Genomic DNA, 24,201 nt, shown 5'->3' on the forward strand with positions numbered 1-24,201 from the left:
GGGTCACGCGGCGGCTTCGGCGAGGGCGGTCAGGTCGGCGAGGATCTCGGACGCGGTGACGGGGTCGAGTTCGCCGAAGGTGAGCGGGGTGCCCCTGCGGGGCGAGTAGTCGGCGGGCTCGGTGGCGAACCACACGTCCTCGAGGGTCTGGTGGTCGCCGGCCGCGTCGACCGCGCCGACCGAGATGCCGGGGTAGAGGCCGATCACCACGTACCGGCCGCCGGGGACGCGCCGGGAGATCCACCGCTCGCCGCCCGCGTCCTGCGGCTCGCCGCGCTCCCAGCCGAGCCTCACCAGGCCGAGGACCTTTCCCCAGGGCACCTTCAGGCCCTCGAAGCGGGCCAGCCGCCCGCTGCCCCGCTCGTCCTCGGTGAGCGCGTGGACGGGGCGGGCGAGCTGCGGGAACGGCTGCGTGATCTCGTAGTCGGCGAGCACCCGCGACCAGGCGTCGACGGTGCCGCCCAGGTCCAGCGGGTGCGCGATGCGGACGCGGGACGACGTCGGCAGCGTGAACGCGTCGTCGGCGGCGTCGGCGAACGTCCTGTCCTCGGCGACGCGGAACGCCGTCGCCTCGTCGCCGTCGCCGTCACCGGCGATCCAGACCAGGCGGCGGGCGATGTGCCAGACCAGGGGGTGGCCGACGACGTACTCGCGGAAATCGGCCGGCGTCCATTCGCGCCGCATCACCATGGCCTGCTCCAGGCGCAGGAGCTGCCCGGACGCGACGGCGCGCACGTCCTTCCTGAAGGCCGTGAACCGCTGGCGGGCGGCCGGGGCGAGGTCCGGGTCGTCCTTGGCGCCCGGCTTGGGGAGCGACTTGCGGCGCGTGCCGTCCTCGTCGGACACGACCGGCCTGAGCTGCTCGTCGAGGCTGACGACGAACCGGCGCGGGCCGTAGTCGAGGGTCATGGCGCCGGCGGCGTCCAGGCCGAACGCCGGGACGAGCCGGTCGGCGAGCTCGTCGGCGGTGAGGCCCAGCCGCTCCGCGACCTGGCGGACGCGCGCCTGCGCCTCGGCCTTCAGGCCCTTGAACTTGACCTTCTGCGCGATGCCGTTGAGGTGCATGAGCGCGACGTCCGACCCGATCTCGGCGAGCACGCCCAGCCCCCGGACGGCGTTCTTGTGCCCGCCCTCCCCCGGCCACGCCCGGATGACGGGCGTCAGCAGCCGCACCGTCTCGTCGTCGCCGGTGCGGCCGAGCTGCGTCAGGGCCCACCCGTCCTTGGACGGGGCGCCGGCCTCGCGCCACTGGCGGAACAGCGCCCGGCCGAACGCGGCCACCGAGTCCGGTTCGCAGTGCTCCTTGACCTCGTCCATGCCGGTGGAGGTCGGCAGGGTGAGCAGTTCGAGCAGCCTCCGGACCGCGTCGGCGGGCAGTGCCCGGTCGCGGCCGCGCAGCAGCACCTGCGGCAGCGCCGCCGGATCGATCCAGTCGGCGATCTTCGCGGGCCGTTCGAGGCCGGTCCCGGCCGGCGGCGCGGACAGCAGCTCCTCGACGGCCGCCGCCACCTCGTCGCCGTGCGCCTCGCGGGCCGCGGCGACGGCGCCGCCGAGGCCGTGCGCGCCCGTCACGTGGCGCAGGGCGGTTTCGGCCCGCGCCTGCCGCGCGCCCTTCTGGGCGAGGGCCGCCGGGACGAGCGGCCCGACCGCGTCGAGGCCGTTCCGGTCGAGCCAGCGGCGGGCCGGCTCCTGGAACTTCGCCGGCTTGGCGAACCACTCCGCCATCAGCTCCGCGACCTGGGCGTCCAGGAACGGTGTCAGGTGGACCGCGTTGGTCGTCGGGCCCTTCGTCGCGGTCCGCATCGCGATGGGCAGCGCGTCGAGCCCGTAGCGCGCCACCAGGCGCCGCACCCATGGGGCCGGGGAGTACTGGAAGTAGTCGGTGAACTCGGCGAGGAGGGGACGGATCAGTTCCTCCGGGCCGTGCACGATCAGCTGAAGCGCGCGGATCTTCGCGTCGCCGGTCCGGTAGCCGTCGACGCAGGCTTCCCAGTCGGTGGCGTCCGGCTGCGGGACGCCCGGGTCGGCGTCCAGCCAGGCCTGCCGCTCGCCGTCGCGCCACACGACCCGCGGCGCGGGTGCCCGCAGCCCGGCCATGACGGGGCGCCGGACGCGCAGCCACGGCGGGTCGGCCAGCACGCGGGGCAGTTCGTGCGGTTCCGCCGCCGCCACGCGGGTGGACTGCGCGGCGACGCGCCGGACCAGCGCGGCCTCGTCGTCCGGCAGCCCGGGCAGCACCGCCGCGACCAGGTCGGCGTTGGCGTCGAGGTGCGCGCCCAGCAGGTCGGCGGCGCCGGCCCGGGCCAGCAGCCGCAGCGCCCGCGCGGGGAACCGCCGCGCCGCCGCGACCAGCGCCGCCCGCACGTGCTCGCGGTCGATCCGGTCGATCAGGGCCTGGAACGCCTCGTCCGACGGCAGCGCGGCGATGGTCTCGAAGATGTGGCGGCGCTCGTCCGGCCCGAGGGGCGCGGTCCCGTCGACCGCGGTGAGGAGGAGGCCCAGCATTGCGGTGCCGACGCCGTCCGCCATCGTGGCGAGCACCGCCCGGCCGGAGGTCTCGGCGGAGAGTGCGGGCGCGGCCCCCAGCTGGGACGCCTTGCCGAGCGTCGCGAGCACGAGCCAGTGGTCCTCGGGCCGCACGGAGACGGGAAGCGCGCAGCACTCGTCCACCCAGTCCTCGCGGGTCGGGACCAGGTACGACGCGACCCATTTCGTCCCCGGCCCGCCGCGGTGCTCCGCCAGGCGCTCGACGGCGGCGGCGTACTCCTCGTCGGGCGCCGCGGCCAGCAGCCCCCGGACCCGCCGCAGCACCTCCGGCGACGCGTTCCCCAGGTCGTCGTCGGGGCCGTGGACGGCTCCGACCCAGTTGCCGCTCCCGCCGGGGCGGCGCAGGTAGCTGGCCCGCGTCCGGCTCAGTTCCACCAGCGCGCCGGCCGCGAAGCCGAGCCCGTGCTCGGCGACCCAGCCGTCGGCGAACGCCTCATGGACCTCCCGCCGGTAGTACGGGCCGACGCCCGCCACCGTGACGGCCGCGACCGCCGCCGCGCCGCGCGGATCGGGGTCGCCGCCGAGGTGCCGCCGCGCGGCCTCGACGAGCACGGGATCGCCGTGCCGGCCCTCCAGGAAGGGGTCCACCGTTCTCACGGCCCGCTTCAGGTAGGCCTGGGCCGTCCCCGCCGCCGAGCCGCCGACCTTGGCCCTGGGGCCGGGCGCGCCGCCGCGCCGCGGGTGCAGCGCCCGCCGCCACGCCTCGGGGAGCACCAGCGCGTCCTCGCCGGGGAGGTGATCGTCCATGGCGCTCCACGCTAGAGGAGCACGCCGACAATCCACCCCGTTTCACGACGTGTCGCCGCCCCCGCACCCGGTTCCGTCGGTCAGGTGGCCGCGTCGGCGAGGCGGGTGAGGTCGGCGAGGACCTCGGACGCGGTGACGGGGTCCAGGTCGCCGAAGCGCAACGGGGCCTCCTTGGTGGAGCGGTACCGGTGGTCGGTGGCCTCCGCGCCGAGCCACACGTACTCCAGGGTCTGGTGGTCGCCGGACGCGGCCAGCTCTCCGACGTACAGGCCGGGGTCCAGGTCGATGACGACGTACCGGTTCCCGGGGACCGGGCGGGAGATCCACCGCTGGACGCCCGCGTCCTGCGGCGCGCCGATCTCCCAGCCGCGGTTGACGAGGCCGAGCACCGTGCCGAGCGGCACCTTCAGGTTCTCGAACCGTTCCAGCCGCTCGCCGTCCCGCTCGGTGCCGGTGAGCGTGTGGACGACCCGGCCGAGCTGCGGGAACGGCTGCAGGATCTCGTAGTCGGCGAACACCTCGGACCACGCGCCGAGGGCGTCGCCGAGCTGGACGGGGTGCGCGAGGCCGATGGCGGCGTGCCCGGGCACGGCGACGAGGTCGTCGGCGACGTCGGCGAACGTGCGGTCCTCGGCGATCCGGAACGGGGTGACGGCGTCGCCGTCCTGCGCGAACCAGACGAGGCGGCGCGCCACGTGCCGGACGAGGGGGTGGCCGACGACGTACTCGCCGAACTCGGCGGGCGTCCAGCGGCGCTGCGCGACCATCGCGCCCTCCAGCCGGCGCAGCAGGTCGGCGGCGACGGTGCGGACGTCCTTCTTCAGGTCCGCGAACGCCTTGTGCGCGGCGGGCGCGAGGGCGGGGTCGTCGTTCGCGCCGGGCTTCGGCAGGGACTTGCGGGGCCTGCCGCTCTCGTCGGCGACGGTCGGCCTCAGCGCCTCGTCGAACCCGACGGCGAAGCGGCGCGGGCCGTAGTCGAGCGTCATGGCGCCGTCGCCGTCCAGCCCGAACGACGGGACGATCCGGTCGGCGAGCTGGTCGGTGGACAGCCCGAGCCGGTCGGCGACCTGCCGCATGCGGCGCTGCGCCTCACGCTTGATCCCCTGGAACTTCACCTTCTGCGCGATGCCGTGCAGGTGCATGAGCGCGACGTCCGACCCGATCTCGGTGAGCACCTCCAGGCCCGTCACCGCGTAGGCGTGCCGGCCGTCGCCGGGCCAGGCGCGGATGATCGGCCCGAGGCGGCGGACGGTGGTGTCGTCGCCGGTGCGGCCGAGCTGGACGAGCGCCCAGCCCTCCTTGGGCGGGGCTCCCGCGTCCTGCCATTTCTGGAACAGCTCCCACCCGAACTCCGCCAGCGACGCGGGGTCGCATGCCTCCCGGACCGCGTCCAGACCGTAGGGGGACGGGAGGGCGAGCAGCTCGACGAGATGGGCGGTCGCACCGCCGGGGAGAGCCTGACCGCCGCGCAGCAGCACCTGCGGGAGGACGGCCGGATCCGCCCAGCCGGGCGTCTTCGGCGGGGCGGCCTCGCCGGTCTCGACGGGGTGCGCGGCCAGCAGGCCGTCGATCGCGGCGGCTGCCTCGTCGCCGTGGGCCGCGCGGGCCGCGTCCACGATCGCGCGGCGCCTGCCGGGGTCGTCGCGGTCGAGGTGGCGCAGCGCCCGGAAGGCCGAACGGCGCGCCGTCTTCGCCTTGCCGAGCGCCGCCGGGACGAGGAACGGCACGGCGTCGAACCCGTGCCGGTCGTACCAGCGCTCGGCGTCGTGGTCATTGCCGCCGAGCCGCCCGGCCATGGACAGCGCCACGTCGGTGTGCAGGAACGGCGCGAGCAGCGTGAGCCGCATCCGGTTCTTCTTCACGATGCGCAGCGTCGGCGGCAGCGCGTCAAGGCCGTAGCGGGCGATGACGCGCCTCATCCACCGTCCGGTGTCGTACCGGTCGTAGCCCTTCCACCCGGCGAGCAGCGGCCGGACGACGTCCTCGGGGCCGTGCACCACCGGCGCCATGGACCCGACGCCGCCCTCGCGGATCGCCCGGGCCAGCGCCTCGGCGTCACCGTCCGGCGGGGCGCCGACGGAGCCGACGTCGGTGCCGAGCCAGTCCGCGCGCTCGCCGTCCCGCCACCGCAGCTCCCCCTCGGGCGGCGTGAGGCCCGCGACGGCCGGCAGGAAAGGGTTCGCCCACGGCGGGGCGGCCAGGACCTCGGGGACGGCGCCCGCCGGAGCCTCCGGCACCCGGGCGGACGTCCCCGCGGCCTTCTCCACGGCCGCGCGCAGGTCGTCCGGAAGGCCGGGTAGCGCCGCGACGGCGCCGGGGCCGGTCCGGACGTGCTCTTCCAGTAGCGCGTCCTCGCCCGCCTCCGCGAGCAGCCGCAGCGCCCGGACCGGGAACCGCTTCAGCGCATCGCCGAGTTCGGCCTTGAGGTACTTGTGGTCGCGCCGGTCGAGCAGCGCCCGCAACGCCTCGTCCGACGGCAGCAGCGCGATCGTCCTGGCGACGCGCTTGCGGCCCTCGGCGTCGAGGTACCGGCCGTCCATCTGCGCAAGCAGGAACGGCAGGAGACCGGGGCCGATCCCGTCCGCCATCGTGGCGAGCACGTCGATGGACGCCCCGCCGAAGTGCAGGCCGATCGCCGGATAGGGCGCCGCGAGCTGCGCGGGCGTGCCGAGCGAGGCCAGCGCGAGCGCGTGCAGGCCCCGGGGGCGTCCCGTGACGATGGGGGCGGCGCAGCACTCCTCCACCCAGTCGTGGCGGGTCGGCACCAGGTAGGACACCAGCCACCGGGCCTCCCAGCCGTCCCGGTGCGCCGCCAGGCGTTCGACCGCCTCGGCGTACACCTCCTCGTCGGCGGCCGCCAGCAGCGCGCGGACCTCGCGCAGCCCGTCGGCCGTCGGCCCGCGCCCGACGTCGTGGAGCCCGCGGTTCACCACCGTCCAGCTGCCCTGCCACGGGCCGTCCTTCCCGATCAGGGAGCCGGACGACTGCGCCAGCTCGACCACCGCGCAGGCCGCGAACGGCAGGCCGTGCTCGATGATCCAGGAGTCGATGAAAATCCCGTAGGGCGCGGCGCCGCCCCGCCGCGTGAATTCCAAGGCGGCCACGGCCGCGACGGCCGCCGCGCCCGCCGGGTCGGGCTCCCCCGCCAGGTGCCGCAGGGCGGCGTCGGTGAAGGCGGGCCAACCGCCCTTGCCCGGGGCGAGCGCCTCGACCGGGCCGCCCGGTCGTTCGATCAGCGCGCGAGCCTTGGCGGGCGCCGCGCCGTCCGGCGCGAAGGCCGGGCCGGGCAGCCCGCCGCGCCTCGGGTGGAGCTTGCGGCGCCATGCGGCCGGAAGCGTCAGAGCGTCCTCATCGGGCAGCGGGGGGAGATCGTCCATGCCGCCTCACCGTAGAGGAGAGTCCCGACAGACCGCCCCGGGATCGGCCGGACGCGCGGCCACGGTCAACTCGCACACTCCGCCCTCGCACGACCGCTCCAGCCGCCCCCGGGACAGGGTCTGCGCCAGCCCCATGAACCAGCAGGCCGGGCATCCGCGCAGCGCGACCAGGCCGACCGGCGCCAGCACCAGCACCAGCACCAGCACCAGCGAAGCGAACCCGATCACGGGGACGAGCGCGACCGCACCGGCCAGCGCACCGAACCCCACCACGCCCCGCACGAGATGACGCCCCAGCGACTCATCGGCCATGGCCGGCCTCCAGCGCCTCATGGACCGCCGCCCGCGCCCGGTGCAGCCGCGACTTCATCGCGGGCACGCTCAGCCCGAGCGCGGAAGCGGTCATCGGTCCCGAGATCCCCTGCACGTCCCGCATGATCAGGACGCGCCGCTGGTCGGCGGGCAGCGCGGCGATCGCCGCCGCGACCCGCTCGGCCTCCAGCCGCCGCAGCACGTCGTCCTCCGCCGACGGCACGTCACCGACCGGCAGCTCCCGGGGCCGCAGCGCCGTCCGCGCCCGGCGCAGGCACTCGTTGCGGACGATCCGGAACATCCACGACGCCAGCGCACCCGACGCCCGCAACGTCCCGATCTTCCGGTACAGGACGATCAGCGCCTCCTGCGCGGCGTCCTCCGCGTCCTGCGGCGACGCGCACAGCGCGTGCGCGAACCGCCGGACGTGCGGATGCGACCCCGACACCAGCGCCGCGATCGACTCGGCGTCCCCTTGCTGCGCCCCGGCGACCAGCCGCTCCCCCGGCCACGCCCGCTCAGCCACGCGACCCCCTCCTGCGCCGCAGGACGGTGACGGTGCACGCGCAGACCAGCACCGCCGCACCCGCGAGAACCACTGCGATGGTCACGGCAACCTCCGTTTCCGCGCCGGCAGGGCACCGGCGACACCCATAGGAGGCCGCGTCCCCCCGAAAGGATTCAGCCCGCCCCCGTTTCCGCACGGAAACCCGCCCCCGCCGCAAGCTCCTATCCTGCGCGGTCCGGCGTACGTTGGATGATCGAGGTGGTCGACCATGACGGACGACGTGCGGCGCATAGGCGACAACGTCCGCGCCGCCCGGCTGTACCGGGGCATGTCGCTCGAAGTGCTCGCCGGGCTCGTAGGACGCACCAAGGGATGGCTGTCCCGCGTGGAGAACGGGCACCTGCGGCTCGAACGGCGCACCGACATCCGCGCCCTCGCCGAAGCCCTCCAGGTCTCGGCCTCCGACCTCGTCGGCGAACCGGTTCCGATCATCCGTCCGAAGGAGCGCGCGTACGGTGACGCGGTGCGGCTGCGGGAGGTCCTCCTCGACACGTCGCTGGACGACCCGCCGGACGTCCCCGCCCGGCCGCTCGGCGCGCTGACCGAACTGATCGATGGACGGATCCGGCGGCAGCGCCGCACGTCGGACTACCCCGGCCTCGGGGTGACGCTGCCGCCGGTGGTGGCGGAACTGCACGTCCACGCGGCCGAGGGCGACGAGGCGGAGCGCGCGGCGGCGCTGAGGCTGCTGGTGGAGACGTGCACCGCGGCGACGTTCATGCTCCGCAACCTCGGGCAGGTCGATCTCGCCTGGATCGCGGCGGACCGCGCCGGGCACGCCGCCCACCTGCTCGACGATCCCGTCATGACCGCGGCGGCCGCGTTCGCCCGCGCGCACTCCCGCCCGGCCGCCGCGCTGTCGCGGCCGATGCGGGAGGCGGCACGGACCGCCGGACGGCTGGAGCCGCATCTCGGCGCCGACCGCACGGCGCACGAGGTGTACGGCATGTTGCAGTTGTCGGCCGCCCTCGCGTCCCAGGTCCAGGGCGACCACGCCGCCGCGGCGCGGCACGTCGAGGAGGCCGAGCGGATCGCCGCACGGATCGGCGAGCAGCCCGAGTCGTCCCCCGGCGACGGGTGGCAGAGCTTCGGGACGGCGAACGTCGGCGTCTGGCGCGCGATGCTCGCCGTGGAGGCCGCCGACCCGGAGACGGCGGTGGACGCCGCGTCCCGCATCGACGTCGAGGCGCTCCCCTCCAAGACCCGCAGGGCCGCGCTCTTCATCGAGAAGGCGCGCGCCTTCGCGATGCTCGGCAAGTCGAGGGAGGCCGTCCGCGAACTGCGCCAGGCCGAGAAGCACGCGCCGGTGAAGGTCTACAAGAACCCGCTGGTACGCGACCTCGTCGCCGACCTCCACGACCGCGCGGCAAACCGCGACCTGCGCGGCCTCGCTTGGCGCATGAATCTCGCCTGACCGTTCGTTGAGGGAGCGTCGTTCCCTCTGGGCGTGGTCGGGATGGTTTCGGGGGCGAAACCTGCCGGGGTTGCTCGAACTTAGCGTGTTCATCTCGTTACGGAATGCGAGACGAACACGGAGGGTGCATGAGGCGGGGGTGTTGCGAGCCGCCGACGCTCTACTCGTGGGACGTGCCGGACGCGTCGGCGGGTGGGGTGTCGGACGACTGGGCGACGGTGGCGCGGCACGTGGACGCGGCGCTGCTCGGCCTGCCGGGTGGGGCGCGCGGTGTCGTCCGGCGGGTGGGGGTCAGCCTCGTCGGGTGCGGCGGGTACGTCGACCTCGGTGAGGTCGCGGAGGCGTCGCGGCTGGACGGCGGCGTCGTGTGGACGGCCCGGTGAACGCGGTGCGGTACCTCGACGCGCTGGCCGCCGAGCTGGCCGGGAACGGGTGGACGGTCGCGCTGCGGTACGGGAAGCCGCCGCTGCTTCGGGTGTCGCACCGGTCGGCGCCTCGGGTCGGGGAAAGCGTCATGGTGGTGCTCGTGGACGGGGCGCCGTGGTTCCGTGATTCGGCGGGGCGGCTCGTCGCGCCGTGCTCGGACGTGGACGCGGCGGGCGTCGTGGTGGGGCGGACGCTGCGGGCGATCGTCCGGGGGCGTGTTCGTGCTGGTGGGGGGTGTGCGGGACGATGGTGGCGAGGAAGAGGAGGACGTGTGACGCGTGAGCTTGGGGACGGGACGCTGGCAGTGGGGGCCGGGAGGCCGCCCGCGAAGAAGTACGCGCCGCCGTTGCCGGGGCCGGTCTTCGCCGCGCATTTCCATCTGCCGGGAGAGCCGACGGGTCCCTACACGTACGGGCGCGACACCAATCCGACGTGGACGTTGCTGGAAGCGGCGATCGGGGAACTGGAGGGCGGCGCCGAGGTCGTTTCCTTTTCGTCGGGAATGGCGGCGATCGCGGCGGTCCTGCTGTCGCAGGTGCGGTCCGGTGATGTGGTGGTGCTGCCGGACGACTGCTATCAGACGACGCGGGCGTTGAAAGAGCGGCTCGAATCGTACGGCGCGGTCGTGAGGATGGGGCCGACGGCGGGGAACGCGCAGATCGCATTGCTCGACGGCGCCCGGCTGGTGTGGGTGGAGACGCCGTCGAACCCGAATCTGGACGTGTGCGATATCGCGCGCGTGGTGGAGGCGGCGCACGAGAAGGGTGCGCTGGTCGCGGTCGACAACACGCTCGCGACGCCGCTGGGGCAGCGGCCGCTGGACCTGGGCGCGGACTTCGCGGTGGCCAGCGACACCAAGGCGCTGACCGGGCACGGTGACCTGCTGCTGGGCCATGTCGCCACGCGGGACGCGGCGTTGGCGGAGAGCGTGCGGTTGTGGCGCAAGACGGTCGGCGCCATTCCGGGGCCGATGGAGGCGTGGCTGGCGCACCGTTCGCTGGCCACGCTGGAATTGCGGCTGGACCGGCAGGCGGTCAATGCGATGGCGCTCGCGGAGGCGCTGCGGGAACGGCCGGAGGTCGCCGGTCTGCGGTATCCGGGATTGCCGGACGACCCGTCCCACGAAATCGCGGCGAGGCAGATGCGGCGGTTCGGCTGCGTGGTCTCCTTCACGTTGCCGGACGAGGCGTTCGCGGAGCGCTTCCTCGGCGCGATGCGGCTGGTCAACCAGGCGACGAGTTTCGGTTCCGTGCACAGTTCCGCCGAGCGCAGGGCGCGTTGGGGCGGCGACGCCGTGGCACCGGGGTTCGTCCGGTTCTCGGTCGGCGTCGAGAACACCGGGGACCTCGTCGCCGACGTCCTGGCCGCCCTGGACGAGGCGGCCTCGTGATCCCGTTCAGCCGAGGCGCGTGAGGTCGGCGAGGATCTCCGACAGCAGGACGGGGTCGACGGCGGCGAAGCCGTTCTCGATGGGGAACGCCGGATCGTATTCACGGGGCGCGGGTGCGATCCAGACGTGCTCCAGCTTCTGCTCGGGGTGCAGGTCGACGTAGCCGGCCGCGATCCCCGGGTCGAGGCCGATCACGACGTGGTACGGCCCGGCGGGGCGGGAGATCCAGCGCTGGAGGCCGCCGTCGAGTGCGGGGCCGCGCACCCAGCCCGTCCGGGTCAGGCCGAGGATCTTCCCGTAGGGGACGGTGAGGCCCTCGAAGCGGGCGAGGCGGCCGTCGCGGCCCGCGCCGGCGGCGAGGGTGAACACGGGTCGTGCGAGCTGCGGGAACGGCTGGGTGATCTCGTAGTCGGCGAACACCTCCGCCCAGGCGGGCAGGGCGTCGCCGAGCGGCAGCGGGTGGGCGATCCGCACGTCGGAGGAGAGGGCGAAGGCGTCGTCGGCGACGTCGGCGGGCGTGCGGTCCTCGGCGAGCCGGAACGGGATGCCGCCGGACGTCCAGACGAGGCGGCGGGCGATGTGCCACATCAGCGGGTGCCGGACGAAGAACGCCGCGAACTCGTCGGGCGTCCAGGTGCGGCCCTCGACCATCGCGGTCTCCAGCCGGGCGATCTGGAGGGACGCGACGGCGCGGACGTCCTTTTTCAGCGCGGTGAACGCCGTGTAGGCGGCGGGTGCGAGGGCGGGGTCGTCCTTGGCGCCGGGTTTCGGCAGGGTCTTGCGGCGCTTGCCGTCCTCGCCGGTCACGTAGGGCCGGAGCTGCTCGTCGAACCCGACGGTGAAGCGGCGCGGGCCGTAGTCGAGCGCCATCGCGCCGGACGCGTCCAGGCCGAGCGACGGGACGAGGCGGTCGGCGAGCTCCTCGTCGCCGAGCCCCTTGCGGGCGGCGACCTCGCGCAGCTTGACCTGCGCCTGCCGTTGCAGTCCCTTGTACCGGCCGCTCCGCGCGATGCCGTCGAGGTGCAGGAGGGCGAGGTCGGTGCCGATCGCGGCGAGCGCGTCCAGGCCGGCGGCGGCGCGGTCGTGCCCGGCCTGACCGGGCCATTCCTTGATCAGCGGGGTGAGGCGGCGGACGGTGTCGTCGTCGCCGAACCGGCCGAGCGCGGGCAGCACGAACGCGGAGCGGCCCGGCGTCCCGGCGGCCCGCCACGCCTCGAAGAGCGCCCAGGCGAACGCGGTGAGGGACGCCGGTTCGCAGAGCGCGGCGGTCTCCTCGGCGGCCTCGGCCGCGCCGGGGAACGCGTCCGGGCGCGGCGCCATCGCCCACAGGTGGACGAGGTTGCGGGCGGCGTCGGGCGGCAGGCGCAGCCCGGTGTCCCGCAGGACGGGCCGGGGCAGCGCCCCGGTGTCCAGCCATGGGGGCAGGTCCGGCGGTTTCGGCCGCTTGTGGGCGGGTTCGGCCTGCGCCGGCCCGTCCGCGAGCAGTGCCGCGACGGCCTGTGCGGCCTCGTCGCCGTGCACGCGGGCCGCCGCCGCGACGTCGCCTTCGATGAGGCGCAGCGCGTGGACGGCGTTGCGGCGCGGGCCGACCCGTTTGCCCAGCGCGTCCGGCACCAGGTACGGGACGGCGCCGAGGCCGTGCCGGGCGAACCACGCGCGGGCGAGCTCCTGCACCGACTTGAGCCGGTACAGCCAGTCGGCCATCAGCCGCGCGACGTCCGCGCCGAGGAACGGCAGGAGGACGGGCCCGGTCCCGAACGGGTTCGCCTTCGCCATCCGGACCGACACGTCCCACGCCGCCTCCTCGAAGCGCGCGACGATCGGCTTCAGTGAATGGTCGAAGTTCCAGGTCACCAGGGGTGGTTCCCAGGCGGCCAGCAGCGGGCGGGCGAGCGGCTCGGGCGCGCTCGCCAGGAACCCGGCCTGGCTCGGGAGGTACATCGACCCGTCGCGGACCTTCTCGGCCTCCCGCTCCCAGTCGCCGTCCGCCCAGGGACCGCCGTAGGGGCGCATCGCCGCCCACTGCTCGCGCTCGCCCGGCTCCCAGACGACGCGCCGGTCACCGGGCGGTTCGAGGCCGGGCACGACGGGGTGCCCGGCCGCGGTCTTCGGCGCGGCCGGCTTGCGCAGCCACGGCGGGTCGACGAGGTTCGCGGGCAGCGCGGCCGGCGGCGCGTCCTTCATGTCGCTCTCCTCAGCGGTCGTCGGCGGTCAGCGCGGTCAGGTCGGCGATGACCTCGGAGGCGGTGACCGGGTCGAGCTCGCCGAACGGCAGCGGATTCCCCTGGTGCATCCACAGCTCGTCCTGGCGGCGGCACAGGCACACCTGCCTCAGCGTCTGGTCGCCCAGCGTGTCCGGGTCGCCCACGGCGATGCCGGGGTCGAGGTCGATGACGACGTGCCGGTTCGGGCCGGCGGGCCGCGAGATCCAGCACTCCACGCCCGCGTCCTGCGGCGCGCCGCGCTCCCAGCCCCGCTTGGTCAGCCCGAGCATCCGCCCGACGGGGACGGTGGCGCCCTCGAACCGGGCGAGGTGCCCGCTCGTACGCTCCTCGTCGGCCAGCTCGTGCACCGGACGTCCGAGCTGCGGGAACGGCTGCAGGATCTCGTAGTCGGCGAACACCTCCGCCCAGCGGGCGACCAGATCGGTCCCGCCGAGGTGGACGGGGTGCACGACGCCGATCACGACCGTCTCGGGGAGGTCCAGGGCGGTGTCGTGCACGCCCGCGAACGTGCCGTCCTCCGCGACCCGGAACGTGATGCTCTTGTACTGGTCCATCTCGACGGCGATCCAGACCAGCCGCCGGACGAGGTGCCGGACCAGCGGATGCCCGGCGAGCAGGTCCCGGAACTCGGTCAGCGACCAGCGGCGGTTGCGCACCATCGCCGTCTCCAGCCGGACGATCAGGTCGGCGGCGACCGTGCGGACGTCCTTCTTCAGCGCGGAGAACGCCTTGTACGCGGCGGGCGCCAGCTCCGGGTCGTCCTTGGCGCCGGGCTTGGGCAGGGCCTTGCGGCGCGTGCCGTCCTCGTCGGCGACGTAGGGCCGGAGCTGCTCGTCGAACCCGACGACGAAGCGGCGCGGGCCGTAGTCGAGCGTCATCGTCCCGGCGGCGTCCAGGCCGAAGTCGGGGACGAGCCGGTCGGCGAGCTGCTCGGCGGTCAGCTCCAGCTCCGCGGCGACCTCCGCGATCTTCTCCTGCGCGCGCGTCCGCAGCCCCTTGAACTTGACCTTCTGCGAGATCGAATGCAGGTGCATCAGCGCGACGTCGGTGCCGATCGCGGCGAGGACGTCCAGCCCCGTCACCGCCTTCGCGTGGCCGCCCTCGCCCGGCCAGGCCCGGATCACCGGGGTGAGGCGGCGGACGGTGTCGTCGTCGCCGAGCCATCCGAGCTGCGTCAGCGCCCAGCCGTCCTTGGACGGCGCGCCGTTGGCCTCCCAGCGCCGGAACACCGCCCAGCCGAACTCCGCCAGCGACGCCGGGTCGCACAGCTCCCGGACGGCGTCGATCCCCGCGTAGACCTCGCCGGGCTTCGACACCGCCAGCATCGTCAGGACGTGCTCGGCCGCCGCGTCGGGAAGCGCGCGCTCGCCGCCGCGGAGAAGGATCTGCGGCAGCAGCCGCACGTCCGCCCAGTCGCCCACCGCCGGCATCTTCGCGGGCAGGATTTCCAGCGGGTCGACCGCCAGCAGGGCCTCGATCGCGTCGGCGGCCTTGTCGCCGTGTGCGCGCGCCGCGTCCACGACGCCCTCGGCGCCGTGCTGGGACGCGACGAACCGGAGCGCCCCCTCGGCCGCACGCCGCTCCGCCCCCACCTTCCCCAGCGCACCCGGCAACAGCGCCGGGACGGCGGCGAGGCCGTGCCGGGCGAACCAGGCGCGGGCCGTCCGGCTCGCCTGCTTGAGGCGGACGAGCCAGTCCGCCATCAGCCGGGCCACCTCGTCGGTCAGGAACGGCAGCAGGACCGGCCCGAGCTTGGCGGGCTCGCGGCGCGCCGCGAGCAGGGCGCCGTGGAGCGCGTCGAGCTGGAACCTGGCGACGACCACCCGCATCCACTCGTCCTCGACGTACCAGGGGTCCGGCGGCTCCCAGTCCGCCAGCAGCGGCAGGACCAGCTCCTCCGGCGCCTCGGTGAACAGCATCGCGTGCAGGTGGCCGGGCAGCTCGCCCCGCCGGTACTTCGCGACCTGCGCCGGCCATTCCAGCCGCTCCGCCCACCGCCAGTAGTGGTGCAGGTCGACCGTCCACTCCTCGCGCTCCCCCGGCCGCCATGCGATCACCCGCGTGCCGGGCGACGGCAGGTCCTTGATGACGACCGGCTTGGTCTTCGCGCGGGGACGGTTCCACGGCGGGTCCACCAGCAGCGGCGGCAGCGACGCGGGATCGGCCTCGGGCATCCGCGCGCCGGCGTCCAGCGCCGCCCGCACCGCCGCCCACGACGCCTCGGGGAGGGTGGGGAGCAGTTCCTCCGCGAGCGCGGGCTCGGCGCGCACGTGCACGGACAGCAGGTCGGCCGCCGCCGGGCGGTCGGCCGCGGCGGCGAGCAGGCGCAGCGCCCGCGCCGGGAACCGCCGCGCCGCCGCGAGCGCCGCCGGCCCCGCGTACTTGCGGTCGAGCCGGTCCAGCAGGGCCTGGAACGCGGCGTCCATCGGCAGGACGGCCAGGGCGTCGAAGTGGGTCCGCGCCGTGTCGCTGTCGACGTAGGGGACGTCCAGGGACTCGGTCAGCAGATCCAGCACGGCGCCCGGCCCGGCGCCGTCCACGATGCTGGCGATGATGCCGAGGCCGCGGGTGGAGTAGTCGAGGGACAGCCGGAACAGGTCGAGGTGGCCGCGTTCCGCGAACGCGCACAGGAGCATCCACCGGTCCGCCTGATGGACCGCGCGCAGCGTCCCCAGCGGGTCGGCGCACAGCTCGGCGAACCACTCCGCCCGCTCGGGCACCAGGTAGGAGACGACGATCTTCTGCAGGGTGCTCACCCGGTGGCGCGCCAGCGCCTCGACGGCCTCGCCGTACGTGCCGTCGTCGGCGGCGGCCAGCATCTCGCGCAGCCGCCGGGCGGTGGCCTCGTCCGCCCACCAGCAGTAGCCCTCGTCGGGCTTCCGCCGCCGGACGCCGTTCCATTTCATCGCTGAACCGGCGACGGTGAAATCGGCCCAGAGCCCCGCGAGCGCCGTGTAGGCGCAGGCGGCGAACGGCAGCCCGTGCTCCTCGACCCACGCGTCCACGTACGGGTTGGGCTGCCCGTACCCGTGCTGCCCGTGCAGCGGGGCCGTGGCGAGCACGACCGCCGCGGCGCCGACGGGGTCCGCCTCGCCGCCCAGGTAGGCGCGCGCGGCGGCGGCCACCTCCGGCGGCGTGCCGGGCAGCGCGAGCACCTCCTCGACGCCGGACCGGACGCCGTCCATCCGCTCCCGTGCCAGGGCCGTCGCCTTCCGGTCGGCGCGGACCGCGGGCCAGGCGTGCGGCCGGTCGCGGCGGGGGTGCAGCCTGCGCAGCCACGCGTCCGGCATCACCAGGGTGTTCTCGTCGGGGCGGGCGTCGGCCGCGGAGTCCGTCGTGCTCATGACGGCACCGTAAGGGAGATCACCGACAAACCGGCACCGGAACGATCAAGCCGGCGTCACGGGGAGCGGCGCATGTCCTCCTCGACGAGCTCGGCGGCCTTGCGGGCCGCGATCAGGACCGGGTCCCAGACGGGCGAGAACGGCGGCGCGTAGCCGAGGTCCAGGCCGGTCATCTCCTCGACGGTCATCCGGTTCCACAGCGCGATGGCCAGGCCGTCGATCCGCTTGGCGGCGTTCTCCTCGCCGACGATCTGCCCGCCGAGCAGCCGGCCCGACCGGCGCTCGGCGATCAGCTTGGTCTTCATCACCGTGGCGCCCGGGTGGTAGCCGGCGCGGGTCGTGGACTCGACCACGACGCTCAGCGCGTCGAACCCGGCGGCCGCCGCCTCCCGCTCGTTCAGCCCGGTCCGCGCGACCTCGGCGTGGCAGATCTTCGAGACGGCGGTGCCGACCACGCCGGGGAAGGTGGCGTAGCCGCCGCCGATGTTGATGCCCGCGACACGGCCCTGCTTGTTGGCGTGCGTGCCGAGCGCGATGGCGACCGGCAGGCCGGAGACGAGATGGCGGTTCTCGACGCAGTCGCCCGCCGCCCACACCCGCTCGGTGCGGGTGCGCATCCGCCGGTCGGTGACGATCCCGCCGGTCGGCCCCGTCTCGATCCCGGCGGCCCGGGCCAGGTCGGTGCCGGGACGGACGCCGAGGCCGAGGACGACCAGGTCGGCGGGGATCGCGCGGCCCCCGGCGCGGACCGCCGTCACCCGCCCGTCCCGGCCGGTGTCGAAGCCCTCGACCCGGTCGCCGAGGTGCAGGTCGACGCCGATGCCGCGCACCGCGTCCGCGACGAGCGCGCCCATGTCGGGGTCGAGCGTGCTCATCGGCTGCTCGGCGGCGTCCACGATCGTGACGTCGAGGCCGCGCGTGACCATCGCCTCGGCCATCTCCAGGCCGATGTAGCCGCCGCCCACCACGACGACGCGGCGCGGCTTGTCGCCCTCCAGAATGCGGCGGATGGCGATCCCGTCGTCCAGCACCTGGACGCCGTGCACGCCCTCGGCGTCCGCGCCGGGCAGGTCCGGGCGGGCGGGCACCGCGCCCGTCGCGACCATGAGCCGGTCGTAGGGCTCCCAGGCCTCGCCGCCGCCGTCCACGTCCCGGACGCGCACCCGCGCCCCGTCGAGGTCGATCTCGGTCGCCTCGGTGCACAGCCGCAGGTCGATGCCGCGGTCGCGGAACTCGGCGGGGGTGCGGGCGATCAGCTCGTCCGCGTCGTCGATCACGCCGCCGACGTAGTACGGGATGCCGCACGCCGAGTAGGACGCGAAATGCCCGCGCTCGACGACGGTGATGTCCAGGTCGTCCGGCCCGCGCCGCCTGCGGGCCTGGGACGCGGCGCTCATCCCGGCCGCGTCGCCCCCGATGACGAGCAGCCGCTCGCGTCCTGCCATGGGCACCTCCCGAAGATCGTCCCCGAGCGTACCCGCGGGCGGCACCGGGTCAGATGCGGTAGACGCGGCGGGCGGTGCCGGACGCGACGAGCCCCGCGACGCGTTCGGCGTCGGCGGACGTCCAGGCGCCGTCCTCCACGCCGCCCGCGAGGAACCCCGCGAGGCCGCGCCGGAACAGCAGCGCGCCCAGGTGGTACAGCTCGGCCAGGCCGAACGCGTCGGAGGAGTACAGCACCTTCCCGAACGGCGCCAGCTCCAGCAGCTCGGCGATCAGCGCGGGCGCCCGGTGACCCAGGTTGTGGGTGGCGAGGCCCGCGTCGACGTGGACGTTCGGCAGCACCTGGGCGAGGTACCCGGCGTGCCGGTGGAACGGGTAGTTGTGCAGCAGCAGCGCCGGGACGCCCGCCCGGTCCATGGCCCGCAGCAGCTCGATGAGCAGCAGCGGGTCGCCGCGGCGCAGGTCGGCGTCGACGTCGCCGTACCCGACGTGGAACTGCACGGGGAGGCCGAGGTCGACCGCGCACCAGATCAGGAAGCGGTGCAGGATCTCGTCGCAGACCCGCGACTCCTCCTGGCGCAGCAGGATCCCGGCCGCGCCCGTCACCTCCGCGTCGGACGGCCGCACGCCCGACAGCTCCAGCCCGGCGCGGTAGGCGGCGATCGACTTGGCGCCCGCCACGCGCGGCGCGCAGGCGGCGAGGCGGGCCCGGACCTCGTCGGCGAAGCCGTGGGCGTCCACGCCGTCCGCGGCGACCTGCTCGGCGACCGTCTCCAGCCGGACGATCTCGTGCGCCCGCGCCCCGGCGAGCCGCCCGAGGGCGGGCGGGTCCAGCATCGCGCGCGGGTTGAAGCCGGTGTCGACGCACAGCGCGTCCAGCCCGGCGGCGGCCAGGAACCGGCGGTTCACCTCGTCCGCGCCCAGCTCGGCGCGGCGGGCGAGGTAGGCGTCCGGCTCCGCGTGCGCGTCCAGGTCCAGGACGGGCGCGCACCAGCGCCGCAGCGCGAACCCGACCTGCGTGTCGAACATGCTCGTCCCGGGCGGCCCGGCCGTCTCGGCCTCGGTGAGCAGCGCCTCGAACTCCGCCCGGTCGAGGTCCTCGGCGTAGACGCCGTGGCAGTGGTGGTCGATCAGCGGCAGCGACTCCAGGTATCCGAGCACCCCTCATACGTCCCCGGAAACCGGGCGGCGTCCCTGAAATCACGGAGCGTTCTTCCTACGATGCGTGTGCGGGCGGCATCCCTGCCGGAAGGCCCGCGTCCGCCGCCCTGCGACCGGGAGCCGAACCGTGGAACAGACCTTCGACACCGCCCTCGACGGGCACGAGCGCGCCCGGCTCGGCGCGCGGGCCGCCGAGGCCGCCCGGCGGCTGGCCGGTGAGGACGTCGCCGCCGTCGCGCTGACCTGGGTGGACGTCAGCGGCATCACGCGCACCAAGACCGTCCCGGTGGGGCGGCTGGAGCACGCGGCGACCTGGGGCGTCGGGATGTCGCCGGTGTTCGACGTGTTCCTGCTGGACGACTCGATCGTGTCCGGGCGGCACATCGGCGGACCGGTCGGCGACCTGCGGCTCCATCCCGACCTGGACCGGCTCGTCCCGCTGGCGGCGCTGCCCGGCTGGGCGCACGCCCCCGCGAACCGGTACGCGCTGGACGGCGCCGTCCACCCCCTCGACGCCCGCGCGGTGCTGCGCCGCGAGACCGACCGGCTCGCCGCCGGGGGCTGGACGGTGAAGACGGCGTTCGAGGTCGAGTGGGCGGTGTCGGCCACCGCGGAGGAGTTCACGCCCGCCTGCCGCGGCCCCGCGTACGGGATGACGCGCGTCAGCGAGCTGGCCGGCTACCTGCGGGCGCTCCTCATCGCGCTCGACCGGACGGGCGTGTCGATCGACCAGCTGCACCCCGAGTACGCCGCCGGGCAGTACGAGGTCTCGGTGGCGGCCGAGGACCCGGTCGGCGCGGCCGACACCGCCGTCCTGGTCCGGGAGACGATCCGGGCGGTCACGCTGGAGCACGGCATGCACGCCTCGTTCTCCCCGAAGGTCGTGGCGGGCTCGGTGGGCAACGGCGGGCACGTCCACCTGAGCCTGTGGCGGGAGGACACCGGGGACGGCCCGGCCAACGCGATGGCGGGCGGCACGGGCCCCTGCGCGATGACGGACGCGGGGCAGGCGTTCGCGGCGGGGATCCTGGACCGGCTGCCCGCGCTGCTGGCGATCGGGGCGCCGGCGGTGGCCAGCTACCTGCGGCTCGTCCCGTCCCACTGGGCGGGCGCGTTCGCGTGCTGGGGGCTGGAGAACCGGGAGGCGGCGCTCCGGTTCGTCACCGGCGCGCAGGGCGAGCGGGGCCGCGCGGCGAACCTGGAGGTCAAGTGCTTCGACGGCGCCGCGAACCCCTACCTGGCGCTCGCGGCGCTGCTGGCGGCGGGACGGTCGGGGCTGGAGGCCGGGCTGACGCTGCCGGACCCGGTCGAGGTCGATCCGGCCGGGCTGGCCGACGACGAGCGCGCGGCGCGCGGCATCAGGCCGCTGCCGGCCACGCTCGCGGACGCGGTCGCCGTGTTCGAGGACGACGCCGTCCTGCGGGACGCGCTGGGCGAGGCGGTCACCGACACCGTCGCGGCCGTCCGCCGAGGCGAGATCGCGCTGTTCGACGGCGCGACCCCGCAGGAGATCGCCGCCGCGACCCGCTGGCGGCACTAGCGGCGGGGCTCGGGCGGGTCGGCCGCGCCGGCGACGGCGCCGGGCGCGAACGGCTGGACGCGCACCTCCAGCTCCCCGCAGGCGCAGCGGGTGTAGGTCACCACCCCCTCGGAGGTGAGGTGCCGGGACAGGACCTCGTAGACCTCGGAGCGGGGCCAGCCACAGCGCGGGCAATCCTCCACGGCGCGTCCTCTGGGATGCTTGTAAGGGTTAAAATTAGGATGCCGTTTACAGGATGGCATGGGAGCGGGAGCCGGGGCAATGCGGATAACCGGGTACAAGAGCCACGGAGTGGCGGCGGCCGTCGCCCTGGTCAACGCCGTGACCAGCACTGACGGCGACGATTCCGCGGACGCGCTGCGGGAGCTGCTGCGCGAGAACGAGTTCTTCTGGCAGCAGTTCGAACCGGGCGACGCCGAGGAGTTCCGCCGGTGGGGGCGGACGCTGCGCCGGTTCTTCGACGCCGCCGACCTCGACGAGGCGATGCGGCTGCTGAACGGGCTGATGCTGGAGCTGCCGCTGCACCCCCACCTCGCCGAGCACGACCCGCACGGCATCCACATGCACTACGCGCCGCCCTCGTCGCGGCTGCCGGTCCGGTTCCGCGCGACCACGCTGATGCACCTCGCGGAGCTGGTCGTGGAGCACGGGATCGACCGGACGGGCGTGTGCGACGCCGAGGGATGCGACCGGGTGTACGCCGACACGTCCCGGGCGGGGCGGCGCCGGTTCTGCTCGGAGGCGTGCGCGAACCGCACGAACGTCGCGGCCTTCCGCGCCCGCAAGCGGGGCTGAGCGCGGAGGGCGAGCGGCCCCGCCGGGAGCCGACCGCGCGCCGGGCAAGAAGCGGATGGGTCCGACCTTGAGTATCGGGTGCCCGAAAGGGCATGCCGACCCTCGTACCGCAGACTCCTACCCACCAGTGCCCAGATGCCTCAAGCGTTCTTCCGCCGTCCCGGCTTCCTCGACCGCCCCGGCCGCGCCGTCCGCTCGCCGATCCAGGTGGCGACGGAGGCCCCCTCGTCGGTGTACCGGATCGCCCGGCTGACGATCACCGCCGTCGCCGCGTTCCTGATCGCGCGGTACGTGCCGTCGACCACCGACCAGCCGCCGCTGCTGGCGCCGCTGACCGCGCTGCTGGTCGTCCAGCACTCCGTCTACGAGACGATCAAGTCCAGCCTGCTGCGGGTGGGCGCGGTCACCTCCGGGGTGATGGTCGCGGTGCTGTTCTCCAACGGGGTGGGGTTCTCCTGGTGGAGCCTCGGCCTGTCGATCCTCGCGGCGCTGGTCATCGGGCACGTGCTGCGGCTCGGCGACCAGATGCTCGAGGTGCCGATCAGCGCGATGCTGATCTTCGCGCTGGGCGCGTCCAGCGCGGCGGGCGCGCTCGACCGGGTGGTGGAGACCCTCGTCGGCGCCGCCACCGGGCTGATCGCCACCTTCCTGGTGCCGTCGGTGCGGGTGCGGCCCGCGGAGGAGGCCGTCCAGGAGGTCTCCGAGAAGCTCCGGGAGCTGATCCAGCAGATCGCCGACGGGCTGCAGGGCGACCCGGTCGAGGGCGAGGCGGCCGGCTGGCAGGACGCGGCCGAGCGGTTCGCCCGCGAGATCGGCCGCACCGACCAGGACCTGCGCGACGCGGAGGAGAGCGTCCGGCTCAACCCGCGCACGCAGGCGCGGCGGCTCGTCGACGCGGGCGTGGCGCTGCGCAACGCCGTCGAGACGATGGAGCACTTCACGCTGTCGCTGCGCGGCCTGACCCGGTCGCTGGCCGACGACGAGCGGCTCGGGCCGCGCGGCCGGCTGCTGACCGACCCGACGCTGCGCCGCCAGCTCGGCGACGCGCTGGCCGGGATCGCCGCCAGCGTCGCCGCCTACGGCCGGCTGGCCCGCTCGGACCTGGCCCGCGACGCCCGCCCGTACCTGGCCGAGAACGAGCTGGAGGTGCGGGTGGACATCGCCCGCGAGCGGCGCGCCCGGCTCACCCGCAGCCTGCACGAGCGGGCCGCGGCCGGCGACCTGTGGCCGCTGTACGGCGAGGTGTCGATGGACATCGACCGGCTGATCGAGAACCTGCGGGTCGAGCACCGGGCCCGCGCCCGCGAGCACTGGCGGCGGCACCGCGGCGCGACCCGGCACCTGCCGGAGCGGCCGATCCGGGTCGTCCAGCAGGCGGGGCACCAGCTGCGCCGGGCCGCGGCGTCCGCCGCCGCGGCGGCCGAGCGCACCACCCGCGACTCCGACGACTTCTACCGCTGAGTCCGCCCGCCGCGCCGGCCGGGGGGCCCTACGCGACCAGATCGCCGGAGCGCTCGGCGCGCTCGCCGCCCACCTCGCCGCCGCGCGCCCGTAGGCGGAGCGCCAGCCGCAGGGCGGGAAGCGCGCCGAGAGCGGCGATGCACGCCGCGGTGACGAGCATCGCGCCGAGTCCGCCCAGGCGGTACGGGATGCCGAGCACGGCGACGCCCGCGGCGATCCCCGCCTGCTTGGCGGTGCCGGTGATGCCGCCCGCGACGCCCGCGCGTCCGGGCGGCGCCGCCGCGAGCGCGACCTGGCTGGAGACCAGGTTGCCGATCCCGCCGAGGCCCCCCACGACGAACCCGGGCACCAGCGCCGGCCACGAGCGGGCCGGGTAGGCGGCCAGGAGCAGCAGCGACGACATCGCGATCAGCAGGGGTCCGAGGGCGACGAGGACGGCCGGCGGGAAGCGGTGCGAGACGCGGCCGAGCAGCAGCGGTGTCGCCAGGGCGGGGAGGCTGTAGGTGAGGAACCACATCCCGGCCCGCGCCGGCGAGGTGCTCATCTCGCCCTGCACGTAGAGCGAGAAGTAGCCGAGGGCGGCCGCCCCCGCCGCGTGGTAGGCGAACGCGGCCGCCGCGTTGGCCGCGTAGAGCCGGTTCCGCAGCAGCGACAGGTCGATCATCGGCTCGGGGACGCGGCGCACCGCGAGCACGGCGGCCCCGGCGGCGGCCGCGGCCAGCGGAAGCAGCACGCCGGGGGCGTCCCAGCCGAGGCGGGGCCCCTCGATCAGCGCCCACATCGGGCCGCCGAGCGCGGTGGTGAGGCAGGCCGCGGCCACCGCGTCGAACGGGCGGGGCCGGGGGTCACGGGACTCGCGCACCGCGGGCAGGGCGACGGCGAGCGCGGCGAGCCCGACCGGCACGTTCAGCAGGAAGATCGCCCGCCAGCCGAACAGCCCGGTGAGGACGCCGCCGGCGAGCGGGCCGGTGGCGATGGCGGCGCCGGACGCGGCGGCGAACACGCCGAGCGCCCGGTTGCGGGCGCGTCCCGCCGGGTAGGCGGCGGCCAGCAGCGGCGAGGCCGTCCCGTACAGCACGGCCGCGCCGCAGCCCTGGACGGCCCGCAGCGCGGCCAGCGCCCCCGCGGTCGGCGCGAGCGCGCAGGCCAGGGACGCGGCGGTGAACGCGACGAGGCCGGTCAGGAACATCCGGCGGCGCCCGAACCGGTCCGCCAGGGCCCCGGCGGGCAGCAGCAGGACGGCGAGCGCGATGGCGTAGGCGTCGATGGCCCACTGCACCCCGCTGAGCCCGGTGCCGAGGCGCCGCCGCAGGTCGGGCAGGGCGACGTTGACCCCGACGAGGTCGAGGACGAGCAGGTAGCCGGCCGCCGAGGCGACGGCCGTGGTCCACGCCGGACGGTGCGCGACGCGCATGGCGGCTCCTTAATATACAGCGTAGATATACGGCGTA

The 24,201-nt window shown here is 75.3% G+C and carries 16 protein-coding genes; 6 read left to right on the plus strand and 10 right to left on the minus strand.

The window, feature by feature from the left end; genetic code table 11:
* Positions 1-3: 3 nt before the first annotated feature.
* The 4 genes from ACA514_RS02055 to ACA514_RS02070 all read right to left on the minus strand — a co-directional run bounded on the left by ACA514_RS02055 (position 4) and on the right by ACA514_RS02070 (position 7,509).
* A complete protein-coding gene (locus tag ACA514_RS02055) occupies positions 4-3,294 on the minus strand; it encodes a DUF4132 domain-containing protein (RefSeq protein ID WP_375039223.1) in 3,291 nt (1,096 codons plus the stop codon).
* An 80-nt stretch (positions 3,295-3,374) separates the two neighbouring features.
* Positions 3,375-6,671 (minus strand): DUF4132 domain-containing protein, encoded by a 3,297-nt coding sequence (locus ACA514_RS02060; RefSeq protein ID WP_375039224.1) that lies wholly within the window; start codon positions 6,669-6,671, stop codon positions 3,375-3,377.
* A gap of 6 nt (positions 6,672-6,677) precedes the next feature.
* Positions 6,678-6,983: a hypothetical protein gene (locus ACA514_RS02065; protein WP_375039225.1), complete on the minus strand. Its 306-nt coding sequence runs from the start codon at positions 6,981-6,983 to the stop codon at positions 6,678-6,680.
* Positions 6,973-7,509, minus strand: coding sequence for an RNA polymerase sigma factor (locus ACA514_RS02070; RefSeq protein WP_375039226.1), 537 nt, complete (start codon positions 7,507-7,509; stop codon positions 6,973-6,975). The genes ACA514_RS02065 and ACA514_RS02070 overlap by 11 nt, the downstream gene beginning before the upstream one ends.
* Positions 7,510-7,759: 250 nt before the next feature.
* On the opposite strand from ACA514_RS02070, the gene ACA514_RS02075 reads away from it, so the two are divergent.
* From ACA514_RS02075 to ACA514_RS02085, 3 genes are all read left to right on the plus strand, one after another.
* Positions 7,760-8,965 carry a helix-turn-helix domain-containing protein gene (locus ACA514_RS02075; RefSeq protein ID WP_375039227.1) on the plus strand — a complete coding sequence of 402 codons (1,206 nt, stop codon included), beginning with the start codon at positions 7,760-7,762 and terminating at the stop codon, positions 8,963-8,965.
* A 128-nt stretch (positions 8,966-9,093) separates the two neighbouring features.
* On the plus strand, positions 9,094-9,348 hold the full coding sequence (locus ACA514_RS02080; RefSeq protein WP_375039228.1) for a hypothetical protein: 255 nt from the start codon (positions 9,094-9,096) through the stop codon (positions 9,346-9,348).
* 131 nt (positions 9,349-9,479) lie between these two features.
* Positions 9,480-10,781, plus strand: coding sequence for a cystathionine gamma-lyase (locus ACA514_RS02085; protein ID WP_375039229.1), 1,302 nt, complete (start codon positions 9,480-9,482; stop codon positions 10,779-10,781).
* Between the two features lie 6 nt (positions 10,782-10,787).
* Here ACA514_RS02085 and ACA514_RS02090 read toward each other — a convergent pair whose 3' ends face one another.
* From ACA514_RS02090 to ACA514_RS02105, 4 genes are read right to left on the minus strand one after another with little or no spacing between them, the layout of a single operon-like run.
* Positions 10,788-12,965: a DUF4132 domain-containing protein gene (locus ACA514_RS02090; RefSeq protein WP_375039230.1), complete on the minus strand. Its 2,178-nt coding sequence runs from the start codon at positions 12,963-12,965 to the stop codon at positions 10,788-10,790.
* Positions 12,966-12,975: 10 nt separating this feature from the next.
* Positions 12,976-16,350 (minus strand): DUF4132 domain-containing protein, encoded by a 3,375-nt coding sequence (locus tag ACA514_RS02095; protein WP_375039231.1) that lies wholly within the window; start codon positions 16,348-16,350, stop codon positions 12,976-12,978.
* A gap of 56 nt (positions 16,351-16,406) precedes the next feature.
* A complete protein-coding gene (locus tag ACA514_RS02100) occupies positions 16,407-17,795 on the minus strand; it encodes an FAD-dependent oxidoreductase (protein WP_375039232.1) in 1,389 nt (462 codons plus the stop codon).
* A 49-nt stretch (positions 17,796-17,844) separates the two neighbouring features.
* Positions 17,845-18,954 carry an amidohydrolase family protein gene (locus tag ACA514_RS02105; protein WP_375039233.1) on the minus strand — a complete coding sequence of 370 codons (1,110 nt, stop codon included), beginning with the start codon at positions 18,952-18,954 and terminating at the stop codon, positions 17,845-17,847.
* Between the two features lie 127 nt (positions 18,955-19,081).
* On the opposite strand from ACA514_RS02105, the gene ACA514_RS02110 reads away from it, so the two are divergent.
* Positions 19,082-20,494, plus strand: coding sequence for a glutamine synthetase (locus ACA514_RS02110; RefSeq protein WP_375039234.1), 1,413 nt, complete (start codon positions 19,082-19,084; stop codon positions 20,492-20,494).
* Here ACA514_RS02110 and ACA514_RS02115 read toward each other — a convergent pair.
* Positions 20,491-20,676, minus strand: coding sequence for a hypothetical protein (locus ACA514_RS02115; protein WP_375039235.1), 186 nt, complete (start codon positions 20,674-20,676; stop codon positions 20,491-20,493). The two genes, ACA514_RS02110 and ACA514_RS02115, sit on opposite strands and share 4 nt — an antisense overlap.
* Positions 20,677-20,755: 79 nt before the next feature.
* Here ACA514_RS02115 and ACA514_RS02120 point away from each other — a divergent pair, with 79 nt between their 5' ends.
* The gene (locus ACA514_RS02120; protein ID WP_375039236.1) at positions 20,756-21,289 is read left to right on the plus strand and encodes a CGNR zinc finger domain-containing protein; all 534 of its coding nucleotides are present in this window, start codon (positions 20,756-20,758) and stop codon (positions 21,287-21,289) included.
* A gap of 135 nt (positions 21,290-21,424) precedes the next feature.
* Entirely contained in the window at positions 21,425-22,750 is a 1,326-nt protein-coding gene (locus tag ACA514_RS02125) for an aromatic acid exporter family protein (protein ID WP_375039237.1), read from the plus strand.
* A 28-nt stretch (positions 22,751-22,778) separates the two neighbouring features.
* Here ACA514_RS02125 and ACA514_RS02130 read toward each other — a convergent pair whose 3' ends face one another.
* Positions 22,779-24,164 carry an MFS transporter gene (locus ACA514_RS02130; RefSeq protein ID WP_375039238.1) on the minus strand — a complete coding sequence of 462 codons (1,386 nt, stop codon included), beginning with the start codon at positions 24,162-24,164 and terminating at the stop codon, positions 22,779-22,781.
* Positions 24,165-24,201: the final 37 nt, after the last annotated feature.

The organism is Actinomadura sp. NTSP31 (assembly GCF_041951385.1).
Classification (GTDB): domain Bacteria; phylum Actinomycetota; class Actinomycetes; order Streptosporangiales; family Streptosporangiaceae; genus Spirillospora; species Spirillospora napierensis.